17 protein-coding genes are annotated in these 16,508 nt (G+C 55.7%); 7 read left to right on the forward strand and 10 right to left on the reverse strand.

What is annotated here, in order from left to right:
- Window positions 1-3 precede the first annotated feature (3 nt).
- The 6 genes from PAE68_RS14200 to PAE68_RS14225 all read right to left on the reverse strand — a co-directional run bounded on the left by PAE68_RS14200 (window position 4) and on the right by PAE68_RS14225 (window position 6,864).
- A complete protein-coding gene (locus PAE68_RS14200; protein WP_281887922.1) occupies window positions 4-1,272 on the reverse strand; it encodes a nickel pincer cofactor-dependent isomerase, group 22 in 1,269 nt (422 codons plus the stop codon).
- A gap of 5 nt (window positions 1,273-1,277) precedes the next feature.
- On the reverse strand, window positions 1,278-2,294 hold the full coding sequence (locus PAE68_RS14205) for a LacI family DNA-binding transcriptional regulator (protein WP_281887923.1): 1,017 nt from the start codon (window positions 2,292-2,294) through the stop codon (window positions 1,278-1,280).
- A gap of 142 nt (window positions 2,295-2,436) precedes the next feature.
- Window positions 2,437-3,033, reverse strand: a complete 597-nt coding sequence (locus PAE68_RS14210; protein ID WP_281887924.1) for a hypothetical protein — start codon at window positions 3,031-3,033, stop codon at window positions 2,437-2,439.
- 522 nt (window positions 3,034-3,555) lie between these two features.
- Window positions 3,556-4,731, reverse strand: coding sequence for an ABC transporter permease (locus PAE68_RS14215; RefSeq protein ID WP_281887925.1), 1,176 nt, complete (start codon window positions 4,729-4,731; stop codon window positions 3,556-3,558).
- A complete protein-coding gene (locus PAE68_RS14220) occupies window positions 4,724-5,914 on the reverse strand; it encodes an ABC transporter permease (protein WP_281887926.1) in 1,191 nt (396 codons plus the stop codon). Before PAE68_RS14220 ends, PAE68_RS14215 begins: the two co-directional genes overlap by 8 nt.
- The gene (locus tag PAE68_RS14225; RefSeq protein ID WP_281887929.1) at window positions 5,911-6,864 is read right to left on the reverse strand and encodes an ABC transporter ATP-binding protein; all 954 of its coding nucleotides are present in this window, start codon (window positions 6,862-6,864) and stop codon (window positions 5,911-5,913) included. The genes PAE68_RS14220 and PAE68_RS14225 overlap by 4 nt, the downstream gene beginning before the upstream one ends.
- A gap of 171 nt (window positions 6,865-7,035) precedes the next feature.
- Here PAE68_RS14225 and PAE68_RS14230 point away from each other — a divergent pair, with 171 nt between their 5' ends.
- Window positions 7,036-8,196: a sensor histidine kinase gene (locus PAE68_RS14230; RefSeq protein ID WP_281887931.1), complete on the forward strand. Its 1,161-nt coding sequence runs from the start codon at window positions 7,036-7,038 to the stop codon at window positions 8,194-8,196.
- 27 nt (window positions 8,197-8,223) lie between these two features.
- The gene (locus tag PAE68_RS14235) at window positions 8,224-8,955 is read left to right on the forward strand and encodes a response regulator transcription factor (protein ID WP_281887933.1); all 732 of its coding nucleotides are present in this window, start codon (window positions 8,224-8,226) and stop codon (window positions 8,953-8,955) included.
- Between the two features lie 29 nt (window positions 8,956-8,984).
- Here PAE68_RS14235 and PAE68_RS14240 read toward each other — a convergent pair whose 3' ends face one another.
- Window positions 8,985-9,884, reverse strand: coding sequence for a stalk domain-containing protein (locus tag PAE68_RS14240; protein WP_281887935.1), 900 nt, complete (start codon window positions 9,882-9,884; stop codon window positions 8,985-8,987).
- Window positions 9,885-10,048: 164 nt separating this feature from the next.
- Between PAE68_RS14240 and PAE68_RS14245 the strand changes: the two genes are divergently transcribed.
- From PAE68_RS14245 to PAE68_RS14255, 3 genes are all read left to right on the forward strand, one after another.
- Window positions 10,049-10,678, forward strand: a complete 630-nt coding sequence (locus PAE68_RS14245; RefSeq protein WP_281887936.1) for a YktB family protein — start codon at window positions 10,049-10,051, stop codon at window positions 10,676-10,678.
- 94 nt (window positions 10,679-10,772) lie between these two features.
- Window positions 10,773-11,486 (forward strand): hypothetical protein, encoded by a 714-nt coding sequence (locus PAE68_RS14250; RefSeq protein WP_281887938.1) that lies wholly within the window; start codon window positions 10,773-10,775, stop codon window positions 11,484-11,486.
- Between the two features lie 105 nt (window positions 11,487-11,591).
- Window positions 11,592-11,726, forward strand: coding sequence for a hypothetical protein (locus PAE68_RS14255; RefSeq protein WP_281887940.1), 135 nt, complete (start codon window positions 11,592-11,594; stop codon window positions 11,724-11,726).
- Window positions 11,727-11,814: 88 nt separating this feature from the next.
- Here PAE68_RS14255 and PAE68_RS14260 read toward each other — a convergent pair whose 3' ends face one another.
- Window positions 11,815-12,999: an MFS transporter gene (locus PAE68_RS14260; protein WP_281887942.1), complete on the reverse strand. Its 1,185-nt coding sequence runs from the start codon at window positions 12,997-12,999 to the stop codon at window positions 11,815-11,817.
- Between the two features lie 207 nt (window positions 13,000-13,206).
- On the opposite strand from PAE68_RS14260, the gene PAE68_RS14265 reads away from it, so the two are divergent.
- Entirely contained in the window at window positions 13,207-14,676 is a 1,470-nt protein-coding gene (locus PAE68_RS14265; RefSeq protein ID WP_479684790.1) for an aminotransferase class I/II-fold pyridoxal phosphate-dependent enzyme, read from the forward strand.
- Between the two features lie 92 nt (window positions 14,677-14,768).
- Here PAE68_RS14265 and PAE68_RS14270 read toward each other — a convergent pair whose 3' ends face one another.
- On the reverse strand, window positions 14,769-15,605 hold the full coding sequence (locus tag PAE68_RS14270; RefSeq protein WP_281887944.1) for a Cof-type HAD-IIB family hydrolase: 837 nt from the start codon (window positions 15,603-15,605) through the stop codon (window positions 14,769-14,771).
- A gap of 114 nt (window positions 15,606-15,719) precedes the next feature.
- Here PAE68_RS14270 and PAE68_RS14275 point away from each other — a divergent pair, with 114 nt between their 5' ends.
- Entirely contained in the window at window positions 15,720-16,139 is a 420-nt protein-coding gene (locus PAE68_RS14275; protein WP_281887946.1) for a DUF1885 family protein, read from the forward strand.
- A gap of 50 nt (window positions 16,140-16,189) precedes the next feature.
- On the opposite strand, the gene PAE68_RS14280 is transcribed toward PAE68_RS14275, so the two are convergent.
- Window positions 16,190-16,480 carry a DUF1292 domain-containing protein gene (locus PAE68_RS14280; protein WP_281887948.1) on the reverse strand — a complete coding sequence of 97 codons (291 nt, stop codon included), beginning with the start codon at window positions 16,478-16,480 and terminating at the stop codon, window positions 16,190-16,192.
- Window positions 16,481-16,508 lie beyond the last annotated feature (28 nt).

The raw sequence follows: 16,508 nt of genomic DNA on the forward strand, positions 1-16,508 counted from the left end.
TATTTAACGCAGATTGCCTTCGCTGTTGAACGTCAACGCGTACGGCTCTGTCAATACTTCAATATCCGGGTGCGCCTTCGCCTCCTCCAGCAGGTTGACCGAAATCTCGATCTCACCGAGGAGAAGCGTATCTTGAATGCGCACGAGGCGGCATGTTGTGTAATCGAGAATGTTGCACGTTTTCACTGCGGCCTTGATCGCGTAGTAGTCATTCTCAAGTGTCGTCGCAATCTTCGTCGGCGCGCACACCGTCGAGGTCAAGCCGTTCGCGTACGTCGCCGCGAGGTCGGTCTTGTCGACAAGACGCTGCGTCGTGAAGTCGGCCGTTCCTACGCCGTTCGCGTTACCCTTCGTCTCATGCGTCAGGTCGAGCACGACCATCTTGGACACGTCCGGTCCGCCGTGGGCATACGGTGTAGGGTAGCGGCCGGTGACGTTCGGGTCCATGCCGTCGCCGCTGATGTTTTTACCTATATAATCAATGACGAGTACGTCGATCTGGCTGAACAAAATCTTCGGAAGACGTGACTTCGCAATCTCCAGCAGCTCCACCTCGCGCTCCTCAATGTCTGCTGCAGGCAGCACCTCGACCATACATGTCTCGTCATACGCGTTCTCCACGAGCGCAACGCCGAATACGATCGGCAGCTTGTCGAGCATAATGCGCGCCATCGCCGGCACGTTCTCCGCCATATACTTGAAGCCGAGCTGGTGGCACGCCTCCGCACCCTTCTGCTTGCCAAGACCGATCGCGATCATCTTCATGATGCCGCTCTCGATCGGGCCGCGGAACGCGGTATGCGGCTTCACGCGGTTAATGACGATAATCGCATCAGCCTCGGACGCGTACTTGTCCACGTACACCGGCAGCCCGTTCGGCAGCTGATCGATCTCGATGACCTCCATCGACGAGCGGATCGGCGCACCCATCGCCTCCTCCGTTACGCCGAGATGGTGCAGCACATCCTTCTGCCCTTCGGCTGTCGCGCCGCCGTGACTACCCATGCAGGGCACAATGAACGGCTGTCCCCCGGCCGCCTTGATGGCGTCGATCGTCGCCTTCGTGAAGTCAGCAATGTGCGCCACGCCGCGGCTTCCTACTGCAACTGCTACGGTCTGCCCCGGCTGAATGCGATCGATCGCGCCCGGCTTCTTCAGCTCCTCCTGAAGAACAGCGACCGGATTGTCAAGCTTGCTGTCATCGAACTTTTGACGAATACGGACCATGTCCGGAATCGGAATATCCTGCAATAGTGTTCTAAGTACGCTCATTTTCGTTATTCGCCTCCGAGTATGTTTTTCACAGAATCACGAATGACAATCTCCGTATGGAACATGGTCTTCCGGCTGTCCCCTGCTAGCTTCTTCTCCATTAATGCCATCAGCTTCTCCGCGCCGAAGCGACTCATCTGCTCAATCGTCCGCCGAACGGTCGTCAGCGCCGGAGTAACGTAAGCTGCGTACATCATGTCGTCGAAGCCGGCGACCGATATATCGTCAGGGACACGAAGGCCGCCTTCTGCAGCTGCCTTGATCGCACCGAGTGCCATATCGTCACTGCAGCAGAAGACCGCTGTCGGACGCTCCTCGAGCGCTAAGAGACGCTTCATGGCGCTGTAGCCGCTCTCGAGATTGTATTCCCCCTGAACGCACAGCTCCTCGCGTATGGGCACGCCGAATGCTTCCAGCGCCTTCATATAGCCGTCCTTCCGCGCCTGCGTCGACTTGAAGCCCGCCTTCCCCTCCACGATCGCAACGCGTCTGTGGCCGCTTCGCAGCAGGTAGTCCGTCATCTTATAGGCGCCATGCTGGTCGTCCGGCACCAGATTCAGCACATCGTCCAGCTCGATCTCCCGATTCATCACAATGAACGGAATATCAAGACTTGCCACATAGTCGATGAACGGCTCGTCCGCCGCGCTTTGGCTCATCAGCATAATGCCGTCGAAGCTCTTGCGGTTAATATGCGTGAATGTCGAATAATCATCAATCCCGTGGACGATGACGTTGTATCGATCCCTCACGACCGAATTGACGCCCTTCATCGCCTCGAACAAGAAGCCCGCTGACGTTCCGCTGTGAAGCGTCGTGAAGAACAGTCCGATCTGATACGATCGATCCAGCACAAGACTTCTCGCGTTATAGTTCGGCGTATAGTTCAAGCTGACCGCGATGGACTTGATCTTTTCCTTCGTCTCCGGATTAATCAACGGGCTGTCATTGAGCGCCCGGGATACGGTCGTATGCGACACACCGGCCATGCGGGCAATATCCTTGATCGTCACGCTGCTCATCGTGTTACCACCTCAGTCCCATCATAGCATAGTCATGCACACGTTAACAATCGTTTTTTTCGACATATGCAGCTAGACAAAAAAGACTCTCCCGTAAGACGAAAAATTCGTCTACAGGAGAGCCTCTCGTGCTTGCTGTGGCTTACATTTCGAGCAGTAGCATTTCATGTCGCAGCTCCTTTAGCTTCTCTTTGCAAGCTTGAGCCTTCTGCTCATCACCTTCACTCATCGCTTCGTGCAGCACAGCCAGCTCGTAATCCAATTCGAGCCGCAATACCGGAATTCGTTCGTCCGGACGATTGGAGCGGAACGCCTGCATGACTTCCTCCACCGTCACCACCGGCTCTTTTTGAAATAAGACCTTATGCTCAACCCCGGATATTTCCACCATGCGAATAATTTCGCCGAACATAATATTTTCAATCAGGATCTGCCGATCCTTGAATCGCTTCACGACCGCGTGACCGCGTGTATCGCCGATCATCTTCTCCATCAGCTCAGCCAGCTTCTCATCCTTGAACGAATAGTTGCCGACGATCTTATAGCGTTCGCCGATGCGCTGGAACTTCAGCTTCACGAGCTTCCGTCCGGTGCGGATCGATACGATGAATTGCTGCTCCGACTCATTCCAGTACAGCGAATAGCCCTCCTGGATGAGCGTCTTTATGAAGTTGCGGATTAGCCGACGGTCAAATCGTAACTCCAGGTTGCAATATTCCACTTCATGACTTTTACTCACGGCAATCCCTCCTCAAGGTTTCAATGTCAACAGAGCTCATCGTTAAGCTGCTTATGCTGCGAGGACTAGTCGCTGGAACTGGAACAATCAGAGTGAGGACTCTATCGACAAGCGGGACAAGAGACCCATTTTTATTTTGATAGAATTTTCTGACTATTCAGTTTCTTAGTTCTATCTTATTATGAATCATATGATTTAGCAACTTGGTTTATGGATTTTTTTTCGGAAAATGGTACCTATTTTTTCATTAGCCTGACCGCAATGACAGCGCTACCATCATTCCGTATCGACAGCCTGCTGTCCGTCGTGCTCGTGCACCTCGCCCACTGCCCAATAAGCATAATGAGCGATCTCATCGGTTGTCTATCGCCCCCTGATCCTCCCCTCGTATCTTTATTGTATGTACGTAGGCGCGTCCATGTACACGACTTCTTGCCCATTACTTCGATGCCGACCTTCCGATGCGCTCCTAATTGTTAAAAAAAGCCGGAAACGCCTAAGCGCATCCGACTAGCAGCTCCTTCATGAACTCGTCTCCTCAGACGGCTTCAGCATGCCGGAGCCGAGGCTGAGCAGCACGAAGGCGAACAGTCCCAGTACGGCAAAGTGCAGTCCCAGCTCCCGCAGCGCCGCCCCGCTCCCAAGCCGAGCAATCGCATCGAGCGCCCAGCGCTGCGGGATGAAGAGTGCCAGCTTCTGTAAATAGTCAGGCATCTTCGACACCGACCAGAAGCACCCGCTCAGCATACACATCGGGGTTGAGATTAACGAATGGATGACGCTGATGTTCTCCGCACTGCGCGTAACTGCCGACACGGTAGCTGCGACGCCGAGCACGGGCAGCAGCAGCGCCTCGAGCACGAGCAGATGCTGCAGCAGCGGCACCTCTTGATGGAAGCCGAGCACGAAGCGGCTGAACAGCAGCACGCTCCACACTTGAAGCGAGCCCAGAAGGAAGCAGCCTGCCAATGAACCGGCAGCGAGCTCCCACGACTTCACCGGCGCTGCGAGCATGCGCCGCATCGTCTGCTGTCTCCGCTCCTCTGTCCATAGCTGGACTGACAAGCCTGCGGTAAACATCATGAATACGATCAGCACGCCGCTCGCAAGCCCGACAACGTCATGGGACGCTTCACCCTGAGCAGCTGTCAACGTGCGGATTGGGCGCTTCTGCGCCTCCTCCAGCCAGCGCACCCACTGCTCTGCAGGAAGGCCCAGGCCGATGACGGTGGCGGCGCTCTCCTGAAGGCGTCTGTCGAGACGCTCCAGCGACTGCCTTAGCGGCGCGGACATGTCGCTAGCTGTCAGCTCCAGCAGCTCGGCACTTTTCCGCTCGCGGGCTTCGTCTGTCGGACCGGCCAGCAGCTCGTCCGTGAGCCCAGCTGGAATGATAAGCGCTGCGGTAGCGCGCCGATTCGCTACTGCTCGCTCGGCCTCCGCTCGGCTTAACACTTGCTCGAAGCGAAGAGTCTTGTGAATGTAAGCGAGCTCACTTACGACGAATGCTCCCGCAGGTCCGCGGTCTGCATTCACATACAGGACACGAGGGGCTGCCTCGTAGCTCGGTCCGAGGAAGCCGAATATAAGTGCAATTGCCGCTACAGGCAAGCCAATATGGACGAGGAAGCCGCTGACGTTCCCGAGCGCCCGCCTCAGCAAGTGGAGCGCGATCGTACCGATGAGCTGTATGCTACGCATCGAATCCCGCCTTTCGATGAACGAATATCGCTGTCACTGCAGCAGCTACCGCCCACATGGCCGAGATCGTCATCGCTTCACCTGCCAGCTCGGCATTCCCAAGCATCAGATGCAGCAGACTCTGCATCGTCCAGAAGCTGAACGTATATTCCCCTAGACTAGCAATCGCTGCCGGTAGCGTCGGGATGAAGCCTCCGCTAACGAGCGTCGACGCAATGATCACCATCTGGAAGACTGTGCTGGATAGCTGCTCTGTGCGACAGACCGCTGTAAGGACGACAGCCAGACTGACCGTAATCAAAGCGTACAGCCCGCACGCAGCCGCTACCCACTCAAGCCGATCACCCCAGCTCACGCCGCAGGCGACATAAGTAAAGCCGATTACGGCGGCTGCCTGCAGCAGCGCAAGGAGGGCATAGGCAAGCACCTTGCCGCCCAGAGCCGCACGCCAAGTGACTGGATGCGTCAGCAGCCTAGCCATCGTCTTGCTCACCCGTTGCTCCTGCAAGCTTGCTGACAGCATCATGCCCGTATACAGCATGAACATGACGAGCATCGCAGCCGCATAATATTGCATCGCCGTGTATGAGGAGGCGCCATTAGCTGGTACGGATTGCGGCAGCGGCAACGATACGATCGTCGTCCATGCTGGATCGTACTTGGGTCCTATCGCATGCCGTCCAGCCTGCTGCCAACTGAGCTCTTCCACATATGGCAGCAGCACAGCTTCGGCAGCCTTATTCACAGCCTGCCTCTCTCCTGGAAGAAGCTCCCACACCCTGGCCCTTCCCCCATCTGCTGCCGGGGCTACCGAGGCGTCCAACAACGTATACTTAGGGATTACGAGTCCATATTGAGCCTCGCCGCCAAGTATGAGCTCGACCGCCGTATCTCGGCTCGACGCCTGCCGTACCACGAGACGTCCACGCTCTTCCTCTGCTGCGAGGAGCTCTGAGACTGCGCGTCCTATGCCGCTTGTGTCGGCATCATTCGCATTCACGACGACTAGCTGCACTGGATACACGTTGGCTGTGGGCGCTCCGAACTTTTCCTGTAACGAAAGACCGAGCAATATAATGAGAACAACCGGCAGGAGGAACAATATGCCGTATACTTCACGCGCACGGCTTAGCATCACTAGCTCACTCCTTGCGATATGAAACACCTGGCTCCAGCCATTCATAGGCCCCCGCCTTCCTCCTGCAAGGAGCGACCTGTCAACGAGAGGAACAACGACTCCAGATTCGGCTCGATGCGGGTAAGGGAATGAATATGTGCACCATGCTTAGACAAGATGAACAAGATGTCCTGAAGCGATGCATCCGCTGTAGTCATGTACAGCTCGATCTTACGCCCGTCCGACATCACTCGCCTAATGCGCGGATGCGCCTCCAGCTCTGCCACGGCAGCTGGTGTCAATGGCTGCGCGAGCTGTACGCACAGCTTCTCGCCGCTGCCCGTCGCTGCCCGGAGCTCCTGCTGCGTACCGAGCGCGAGCAGCCGCCCCTTGTCCAATATGCCGACACGGTCACCGATCGCCTCCACCTCCTCCATGTAATGGCTGGAGTAGATGAACGTTGAGCCCATCCGGTTCAGCTGACGAACGGCGTCCAAGATCGCATGCCTCGACCGCGGATCGATACCTACAGTCGGCTCATCCATAATGATCAGCCTCGGTCGGTGCGCCAGCGCGCATGCAATGTTGAGGCGCCGCTTCAGCCCTCCAGAGAACGATACGGGGCGCTCGTTCCTTCTGTCCAGCAATCCAGTGAAGGCGAGCGCCTCCTCCACCCGCTCCTGCAGCAGCCGCCCCCGCAAGCCGTGCAGCTTGGCGAAGAAGGCGACGTTCTCCCATGCCGTCAGCCGCTCGTAGATCGCAAGCTCCTGCGGCACGAGCCCGATCAGCCGCTTCACCTCCAGCGGATGCTCGAGCACCGACCAGCCGCCTACCCGAATATCGCCATGATCGGGACGAAGCAAGCCGCACAGCATATGGATCGTTGTGCTCTTGCCAGCGCCATTCGGCCCGAGCAGGCCGAATATTTCACCCTCCCGCACGCTCAAGCTCAAGTGATCGATCGACAGCCGGCTTCCGTACCGCTTGACGACCTGTTCCATCCGCACAAGACTCATTCGAATATCCCCCTAGAATAACCGATTCCCGAGTAAACTCCTCCCTCCATTGTAAAGGCTGCGCAGTGAAAAAACAGCTGTCCATCGTCACTGTATTTCGCACAAGCTATGACAAAAGTCATCCCTCACCACGTACAGCTTGTGCTATAATCGGCGTGGAGGCGGAAAAAGATGGTATTATTACTGCGGTACTCACTCATCGTACTCCCCGCTGCTGGCACCATCAGCATGCTGCCGCTATCGGAGAGCCGACCGTTCGCATTGTACATCATTATGCTGCTCGCATGGGTCGAGCTTCGCCGCTCTTGGCTTCCAGTCAGAGCGCAAGCGATAGCGGCCGTCGCCGAGCTCTGTTACATGTCATGGCTCAGCGTCACGGTTGATCAGCTGCTGCTGCTGTGCCATCTGTCGACGTTGCTCTCCTATTCGCTTGAAGCTTCTGTCGCGAAGCAGCACTACCGATTGTTGCTGCTGCTGCAGCTGGCCACGATCCTCGTCCCGGCATACTTCGAGCAAGACATGCGCCTAGCCATTGCTGCTGCTGCGGTGTTCCTGCTGGCAGCGTACTTGACCACTCGTCTAGAGCAATCGCGACACGATCGTCTCGAGCTGCAGTATGTATACGACGAGCTCAGACATAAGGCGTACGAGCTTGACGCCGCACGACAACGTATCGCAGCTTATGCCGCGCAGGTGGAGCGACTGGCTCAAGCTGAAGAGCGCTCTCGAATTGCAGGCGACATCCATGACGACCTCGGACATAAGCTCATACGCGCGAAAATGATGCTCGAAGCCGCCGTCGCTGTTGCACCCGATCGCGAGCATCAGACCTATAAGCTCACCGAGCTCGTACGCGACCAGCTAACAGAAGCGCTGGAATCGCTCCGACATACCGTTCGCGCATTGAAGCCGCTAGAGACAGCTAAGTCGGCCGACTCTCTTCATCGCCACTCCATCCATCGGCTCATTGAAGAGCTGAAGTCTTCAGAGGAGCAGCAAGGCATCAAGATAGATCTGAGCCTGTCAGGCATGCCGCGTCCGCTCTATCCGAGCGTGGAGCTGATACTGTTCCGCAACGCCCAGGAGGCGGTGACGAACGCCATTCGCCACGGCGGGGCAACACAGATCACGTTCACACTGAACTACGACGCAGATCAAATGATAATGAAGGTAGCCAACAATGGCAGGCTGCCTGCCGGAGATACGCTTATCCGAGGCGTAGGTCTTCTAGGCATGGAGGAGCGCGTTCGGCTCGTCGGCGGTCAACTGAAGGTGAGCCTGCAGCCGCAATTCGCTGTAACGACGGTCGTACCGTTGTACGACGGCATCTAATCGAGATTGAGATAGGAGTGCAGACAGATGATTCGCATTTTGATCGTCGACGACGATCCTTTTATACGTGAGAGCTTACGCATGATTCTGGAGCTAGACCCGGAGCTCTCCGTCACTGCCGTATATGGCAACGGCGCCGAGGCGCACGAGCACTTCCTGCGCGGAGAAGAAGCGGACGTCGTGCTCATGGACATCCGGATGCCTGTGTGCTCTGGAGTGGAGGGCACGAAGCGGATTAAGGGTACCGCTCCCAACGTGCGCATTCTGATTCTGACGACGTTCGATGACGACGAATACATTGTCGAGGCACTGCGCAGCGGAGCCAGCGGCTACCTATTGAAGAACATCCCCCCGGATCGAATCGTTCAAGGCATTAAGGCTGTCCATCACGGCAATCTGCTCATCCATCCCGATATTGCCCCTAAGCTCACAGCTTGGCTTCAGCCTCAGCAGGCGGCAGCAACGAGGACAGAGCACGAGTGTTCCAATGAAGCGGCTGAGCGTCATGCTTCCATCTCCGACCAAGCAGTTGAACAGCAGCAGCGACGCGATCACTTCAAGAAATTCGAGAAATTCGGGCTGACGAAGACAGAGAAGCTGGTGCTGGAGCATATTGCAGGCGGGCTGACGAATAAAGAAATCGCCCAGGAGCTATTCCTGAGCGAAGGGACGGTCAAAAACTATGTAACGGAATTGTTAAGCAAGCTGGAGCTTCGGGACCGCACTCAGCTCGCGATCATGTATTGGCGGGAGCTGTAACGCCAGCCAGTAGCTCCGCTTCCCGACTCTCAGGAGCCGACTTCTCTTCTGTCCGCTTCATAGTTCAGATCCTTGGTCGAAGTAATATTCACCGTATAATGATCGGGCTTCAGCGGGTCCTGCGTCAGCTTCACTTCAGCCTCCACATACTTGGATACAGGCACCTGGTTCTGAATACGAACCGTCTCGTAATATAAGAATCGATACGCATCCGTCTTGTCCTTCAGCTTCTCCACCATAATAGGCTTCGTCGTATATTCGACGTCCTGGAACTTGCGGGTCGCCATCCCCTTGATGTGGCTGCGCAGCATGCTCAGCTTCTCCGGATGCGGCTCGTCGGCAATGACGTAAGCTTCGTAGCCGGACGCGTACGTCTGGGTCGGCCGCTGCCTCCAGCGCTGCTGCAGCTCCTTCTCCGGGACGAACGTCTCCTCTGTCAGCCGATCCTTCGCCTTCGCTAATCCGTTCGTATCGATCCCCATCCGGCGAACGTCCTTCTCCCGGTAGTACAAGCCATGCGAGCCGGACGCCTTCGAATTGTAGGTGAGCAGCACCGGATATTTCGCACCTAAATATTCGACGATCGTCGACTGTGGGTTCGTCAGCTCCAGCAGCTCGAACGTCTGGCTGCCATCCTCCTGCTGCTGCTCATCGTTGATGCGGCTGTTAATATAGATCGTCTTCGATTCGCCCTTCCAGTAGATCGAGGCGCCAAGACGCTTCGACAGCTCAGCGAGCGGCAAGTAGCTTTTATCCTGATACACAAGAGGTGCGCTCTCCAGCGTAACAGGCTTACCGTCCACCACAATGTTGAAGTCGGGTCGCAAGTACGCGTCAACCCGCTGCAGCACGTTCTCGGCATACACCCCAGCAGTGAAGGCACCGCTAATGAGTCCGGCAAGGAGCAGCACGCGATGAGTACGCTTCATTCGAGTTCCTGCCTTTCCTTAATTATGCATTTTGTAATCCTTTATTCGACACACACACCGTTCATTCCTGCCGCTTCGCGCAATCCATATATAGGGCAAGACTCTTCCACGGTCGAATTATGGTATAGTGAAAAAGAAGCATGGCACGTTGGGAGGACTTTATGATGACTTTTACCGGATTTACAGCTGAAGATTTCGACGTATTCACCATTGATGGACTCGAGCCCCGGATGGAGGCGCTCATCGAGCGTGTTCGGCCGAAGCTCCATGAGCTCGGCAGTGCATTAAGCCCTGCGCTCACCACCTTGTGCGGCGAGGAGATGTTCACGCACGTTGCCAAGCACGCGAGACGAACCGTACACGCCCCGAACGACACGTGGGTTGCTTGGGCGAACAATAAGAAGGGCTACAAGGCGCACCCGCACTTCCAGGTCGGCTTATGGTCGACGCACCTGTTCGTGCAATTCGCGCTTATATATGAAAGTCCGAACAAGAGCATATTCGCTGCCAATCTCGAGCAGCAATGGGACGAGGTGGCTTCGAGTCTGCCTCCGCATTACGTCTGGTCGCTTGACCATATGAAGCCTGAAGGCATCCCGCATACCGAGCTGCAGGGCGAGACACTAGAGCAGCTGCTGCTCAAGCTGAAGACGATCAAGAAGTCGGAAGCGCTGTGCGGCATTCATCTGAATCGACACGACCCGATCGTGCAGGACGGGCCTCGTCTGCTCGCGGAGATCGAGCGCGTCTTCGAGACCGTCATGCCACTGTATCGACTCGCCCAGCAAAATTAAGGCCCACTTAAGGTAAGCTTCATGTGGCACTCAGCCAAACGGGGTATGCTACAAGTGGAACACCATTACCTGAATAAGGAAGGGATGATCAGCCATGAAGCAATCGTACGCACAGAAGCTGCTCGTCTCCTCGCTGGCTGCAGCTCTGCTGCTCGGAGGAGGCACATACGGACTAAGCTACAAGGCGCAAGCTGAGGAGAGCCCAGCTGCACCTGCAGCGACAGCCGAGGCTGCACCGCAGCAGAACGCAGACAAAGCTGCCGAGCACAGCAAGCACAAGGATAAGCATCACGCTCATGCGTTGATTGAGGAAGCGTCATCCGTGCTCAGTATGAGCCAAGCGGAGCTGAAGCAGGCGCTGAAGGACAAGACGCTGGCTGAAGTCGCTAGCGATAAGGGCGTAAGCGAGGCGGAGCTGATCGCGAAGCTGAAGGACATTCGCCTGAAGCAGCTCGATGCAGCAGTGATCTCCGGCAAGCTGACCGCGGAGAAGGCCGAGCTGATGAAGAGCAAGCTGGACGAGCACCTCAAGTTCATGGTCAGCCATAAGCTGAGAGAGCTGGACAAGCATAAGGGTGGCAAGCACAGCAAGAGTGCGATGCACCCAAGTCCGGGCAAGCTCGCTGAGCTGCTGGGCATGACGGAGAACGAGCTCAAGGCAGAGCTTAAGGCCGGCAAGTCGTTGACGGAGATTGCCGCGGCTAAGGGCATATCCAAGGAGCAGCTCATCAACAAGATCCAGGAAGAGCTTACGCCGAAGCTTGAGAAGCTGGTCGATCATAAGCGCGGCGATAAACAGAACGACTAGTCAGCTGCTTCTACTTCATCAAGCAGCTGACCGTTCCACTTGAAGACATAGGACAACTTCGTCTGTGCATATACTTTACAATCCTGCACAGACGAGGTGACCTCCATGAGCAAGCAATCGATGACCGTTGGACAATTCATGAGCAGACCGTTCGCAGCACGCCCTCCCCGTTCCGTTGTGCTGATGCGAATTCCGGGCGGCAAGACGACGTTTCGTCTCATCCGCTACTTTTTCACATAGCAACGGACGAGATTGACATTGTGCTACATACGAAGAAAGCCTGGCTATCAGCTCACATCGAGCTTCGCCAGGCTTTCTTCGTATGACGTTAAGAGACGAGCCGCTCGGCAAGACGATGGTCCGATCGGTCCGCGGCCATGTAACGATACAGCAAGTAGAGCGCTGCAAGCGAGACGACCGCGCCTGCGATGAATGGCAGCTGATGGCTGTAGTCGTACACCCCTGCTCCGAGCAGCGGACCGGTAATGCGTCCGAGGCTGTCCATCGACGAGTTCAGTCCGGAGGCGACGCCTTGACCGACCTTCGTCTTCTGCGTAATGAGACTCGTCACACACGGTCGTATCAGCGCATTGCCTGCTGCGAATACACTCAAGTAGATCGAGGCGGTCAGCAGGCTGCTGGAGAACAGGATCAGGATGAAGCCTACCGCTGATAGAACGAGACCGAGGCCGATGACTCGGGCTTCCTGCCCTTTTTTGATCAGACGCCGTACGACACCGCCTTGAATCAACGCCCCGACGATACCGCTGACAGCGAACATGATGCCCAGCTGCGTAGGCGTCGCGCCGATCTGGTCGCGCTGGAACAGCAGCAGTGTCGCTTCAAGTCCTGCGAGCGTGAAGGAGACGAAGAACGACAGGATGTATAAATATTTGAGCGAGCCGACGAACGCTGCCCAGCGTGAGCCCTTCTTCGCTTCCTGAGCCTTGCGCCTGCTCTCCTCGGTGAGCGATTCCTTGAGCGTGACAGCGGCGAAGCCGAACATCGCGAGCGCCAGTGCCGCCGCCACGAAGAACGGCACGTGATAGCCGAAGCTGCTGAGCAAGCCGCCGACAGCCGGCCCGAAGATGAAGCCAAGACCGATCGACATACCGACCAGCCCCATCCCCTTCGTTCGGTTGTCCTCCGACGTAATGTCCGCGACGTACGCGACAGCGCAAGCCGTGACCGCGCCTGAGAACAAGCCGCCAAGAATACGCGACACATACATGAGCATCAGGTTGTCCCCGGCCATGCCGAATATGAAGAAGCTGGCGCTGAAGCCGAGCGTGCCGATCATAATGATCGGACGTCGTCCCAGACGGTCAGACAAGCTGCCCCATAGCGGTGACATGAGGAACGAGACTAGAGAATAGACCGATAAGAGTAAGCCGAGGTGCACATTTTCGGCGCCTGAGCCGGTAACCACGTCAGGAAGTACGGGAATAATGATGCCAAAGCCGATAAAAATCGTCATTATCAGCACCATGATAACTAGAAGTCTTTTATCCATAGGTGTAACCTTGCCTCCGATATTTCAAGTGAGTAGCTTTACTGTACCACATCTTTTTTCATGATGGAAATGATGCTGTGAGTGTTAACAATTTGGACAAACCTTCATCAAATGCACTTGAGAATGAAAAACTCCTTGCATCCGTGTCGCTTTTTGTTATACTCGACTTGTTTGCTTATCTCCGAATACAGAAAGGTAGGGATGACCGTGGATCAGACGAAAACTCCCCTGTTCACCGCATTAAAGGAGCACGCTGCCCGCAATCCGGTGCAGTTTCACATTCCAGGACATAAGAAAGGCGTGGGCATGGACCCCGAATACCGGGAGTTTATCGGCGACAACGCGCTGTCCATCGACCTTATCAATATAGCGCCCCTCGATGATCTGCATCAGCCGACTGGCGTCATCGAGCAGTCGCAGCAGCTTGCTGCGGAAGCATTCGGCGCCGACTATACGTTCTTCTCCGTACAGGGCACGAGCGGCGCGATCATGACGATGATTATGACCGCCTGCTCGGAGGGTGACAAGATCATCGTACCGCGTAACGTGCACAAGTCGGTCATGGCGGCGATCATCTTCGCAGGGGCGAAGCCGGTGTTCCTGAAGCCAGTCCGCGACGAGAATCTCGGCATCGATCACGGCGTATCGACCTCCTCGGTCAAGCGCGCGCTGGAGCGTCACCCGGACGCGAAGGCTGTGCTCGTCATCAACCCGACATATTATGGCGTATGCGCGAACCTGAAGGAGATCGTCGATGTCGTGCACAGCTACAACATCCCAGTGCTCGTCGATGAGGCGCACGGTGTGCTCATTCACTTCAACGACAAGCTGCCGATGTCGGCGATGCAGGCAGGCGCTGATATGGCCGCTACGAGCGTCCATAAGCTCGGCGGCTCGATGACACAGAGCTCCGTGCTCAATATTAAGGGTAGCCGGGTGAATGTGCGCCGGGCGAAGACGATCATCAGCATGCTGACGACGACGTCGACCTCGTACATATTACTCGGCTCGCTCGATACGTCAAGACGCCACCTCGCGCTGAACGGCAAGGCGATGGCAGATCATGCGATCGAGCTGGCCAATTACGCCCGTGAGACGATCAATACGATTCCAGGCCTCAGCTGCTTCGGACGCGACATCCTCGGCAAGGAAGCGACGTACGATCACGACCCGACGAAGGTGAACATTCACGTGCGCCATCTGGGCATTACCGGCTATGACGCGGAGAACTGGCTGCGCGAGCAATACAACATCGAGGTCGAGCTTAGCGACATGTACAACATTTTGTGCCTCATTACGCCGGGCGATACGCGCGATAATGTCGATCTGCTGCTAACGGCGCTAAGACAGCTGTCCGAGGAGAATTACAGCGTTCGTCCTTCGACCGAGCTCGTGATCAAGATTCCGAAAATTCCGCAGCTGACGCTGTCCCCGCGCGATGCGTTCTACGGCGATACCGAGCTCATTCCGTTCAAGGAATCGGGTGACCGCATCATCGCGGAGTTCATATACGTCTATCCGCCGGGTATTCCGATCCTGCTCCCGGGTGAGGTCATCTCCCAGGACTTGATCGACTATATTACCGAGCATATCGAGGTTGGTCTGCCGGTGAAGGGACCGGAGGACCGGAGCATCGAATATGTGAAGGTCATCGTGGAGACGCCGGCTATTTTCTAAATACATGCCCAAATAACCGCATGCCCTCGAATGATTCGGGGGACATGCGGTTTTTTCATCTGTTCAAAGATGCGGTTGTACTTGAATACGGCCTACACCTGGTCTGTTATGCGCGCCTCAAGAAAACGAATGACGTCCGCCACCGCGTGCTCGTCATGATGCTTGCACACGTGATCAGCCGACTCAATCAAGAGCGAATGCGCATTGCTGACGGCCACACCTATACCTGCTCGGCGAATCATCTCTAGATCGTTCAGATGGTCGCCCATCGCGACGCATCGCTCCTTCGGGATGCCTAGCATATCGAGCACCCGTTCCAGCGCATGCCCCTTGGTCGAGTTCACAGGTAACATCTCGAAGTACCGATCATCCGAGCGCACCCAATCGACATCGCTTCCTGCCGTCAGCGCAACGATCTGCTCACTGGCCGCATCCATCTTGTCTGGCTCCCAGGCGAACAGCACCTTCAGCCATTGCTCTGGCACCTCCAGTATGCTGGTTACGGGCTGATACGGGAACTTCTCAATGTTCCGGTGGCGCTGCGTCATGCTGTTATCTTGAATCGTATACGGATACTGCTCACCTTGCACGTAGATTTCACAGCCGATTTCGGGGAACGTCTCGATCACGCGCTGCAGCGCCCCTTTGCCAGAAGCAGGAAGGATAGACTCCCACACGACCTGCTCCTTGCTGTAATCGTAGATGACAGCCCCGTTGTACAGTATGGCAGGTGCATTCACCGGCAGCTGGCGTGCGAATAGGCCGGCCGGCTCTACAATACGTCCAGTCGCAATCGTGAACGTTCCTCCCAGGTCAACGAAGCGCTGAATCGCCTCTGCATTCTCCGGGCTGATCTCCTTCTTCTTGCTCAGCAGCGTTCCATCCATGTCGGTCACCAGTATGTACCCTTCGAACATTCTCTTCTCCATCACCCATACCTCTTCTCTTCTTCATTGTAATTCATGGGTCATAATGCTATGATGTTTTTGATGCATGTCGCTAGAAATTCGTTCCAGTCCAATACGTAGGCAGGTGCATAGGTTATGGCGCAAAGCGCTTATATTAAATTCGTGAACGGTTCCGCCGTCTCCTCCCTTACTCTGGAAGAGCTACGCGGGCAGCTTGAACATTATCGTGACCAGCTCGCCCGTACAGCCAAGCAGCTGGATTGGGAGTACGATGAAGCCGGATTCCCTTACACGATCGAGTCGAAGCCGGAAGCCGAGAATGCATGGTTCTATCTCAAAGGAAAAAATACGCTGTACAAATACATCGTGCTTGGCGTCGGCTCCGAGAAGAACGGCGACACCGAACAGCATTACGTTCAAATGGTGCTGCCTGACGACTGTACGCATGGTGACAAGTCTAAAGGTAACGAATACTGCAAATATTTAGCTAAGCTGTGGAAGGCAGAGCTGCATCTGTTCAACGGGCGAACGATGTACTTCAATCCGCGCAAATAGGACAAGTGAAAAACCCTTCTTGATGGTCAAGAAGGGTTTTGTCTTCGATCTTATTTCTCTTGCTCTTCAATAATTTCGTTGTAGATCGCGACGACACGATCCCACTCTTCCTCATCCTCAATGCTGGCAAGGAACGCTTCGCCGTTCTCTTCTTCAATACGGAATATGACACCATCGGCTTCCACATCGTTGCGATCGAGAAGTACCGCGTAAGCCTTGTCACTGGCTTCAAAGGTGTACACCATTACCATCTCATGTTCAACGCCGTCCTGGTCCGTCACGACAAAAATTTCTTCCTCGTGATCATGGTCGCACGATGCGTCGTGAATGTGATCGCTCATGGGAAAACCTCATTTCCTGATTTTATAA

The sequence above is a fragment of the Paenibacillus sp. YYML68 genome, assembly GCF_027923405.1.
In the GTDB taxonomy this organism is placed as follows: Bacteria; Bacillota; Bacilli; order Paenibacillales; family NBRC-103111; genus Paenibacillus_G.

Coding starts and splice junctions, on each gene's coding strand:
- PAE68_RS14275 (WP_281887946.1), top strand. CDS start 15,720: ATGGCGCAAAGCGCTTATATTAAATTCGTGAACGGTTCCGCCGTCTCC.
- PAE68_RS14250 (WP_281887938.1), top strand. CDS start 10,773: ATGAAGCAATCGTACGCACAGAAGCTGCTCGTCTCCTCGCTGGCTGCA.
- PAE68_RS14240 (WP_281887935.1), bottom strand. CDS start 9,884: ATGAAGCGTACTCATCGCGTGCTGCTCCTTGCCGGACTCATTAGCGGT.
- PAE68_RS14200 (WP_281887922.1), bottom strand. CDS start 1,272: ATGAGCGTACTTAGAACACTATTGCAGGATATTCCGATTCCGGACATG.
- PAE68_RS14225 (WP_281887929.1), bottom strand. CDS start 6,864: ATGAGTCTTGTGCGGATGGAACAGGTCGTCAAGCGGTACGGAAGCCGG.
- PAE68_RS14260 (WP_281887942.1), bottom strand. CDS start 12,999: ATGGATAAAAGACTTCTAGTTATCATGGTGCTGATAATGACGATTTTT.
- PAE68_RS14230 (WP_281887931.1), top strand. CDS start 7,036: ATGGTATTATTACTGCGGTACTCACTCATCGTACTCCCCGCTGCTGGC.
- PAE68_RS14215 (WP_281887925.1), bottom strand. CDS start 4,731: ATGCGTAGCATACAGCTCATCGGTACGATCGCGCTCCACTTGCTGAGG.
- PAE68_RS14235 (WP_281887933.1), top strand. CDS start 8,224: ATGATTCGCATTTTGATCGTCGACGACGATCCTTTTATACGTGAGAGC.
- PAE68_RS14270 (WP_281887944.1), bottom strand. CDS start 15,605: ATGGAGAAGAGAATGTTCGAAGGGTACATACTGGTGACCGACATGGAT.
- PAE68_RS14280 (WP_281887948.1), bottom strand. CDS start 16,480: ATGAGCGATCACATTCACGACGCATCGTGCGACCATGATCACGAGGAA.
- PAE68_RS14245 (WP_281887936.1), top strand. CDS start 10,049: ATGACTTTTACCGGATTTACAGCTGAAGATTTCGACGTATTCACCATT.
- PAE68_RS14205 (WP_281887923.1), bottom strand. CDS start 2,294: ATGAGCAGCGTGACGATCAAGGATATTGCCCGCATGGCCGGTGTGTCG.
- PAE68_RS14255 (WP_281887940.1), top strand. CDS start 11,592: ATGAGCAAGCAATCGATGACCGTTGGACAATTCATGAGCAGACCGTTC.
- PAE68_RS14220 (WP_281887926.1), bottom strand. CDS start 5,914: ATGAATGGCTGGAGCCAGGTGTTTCATATCGCAAGGAGTGAGCTAGTG.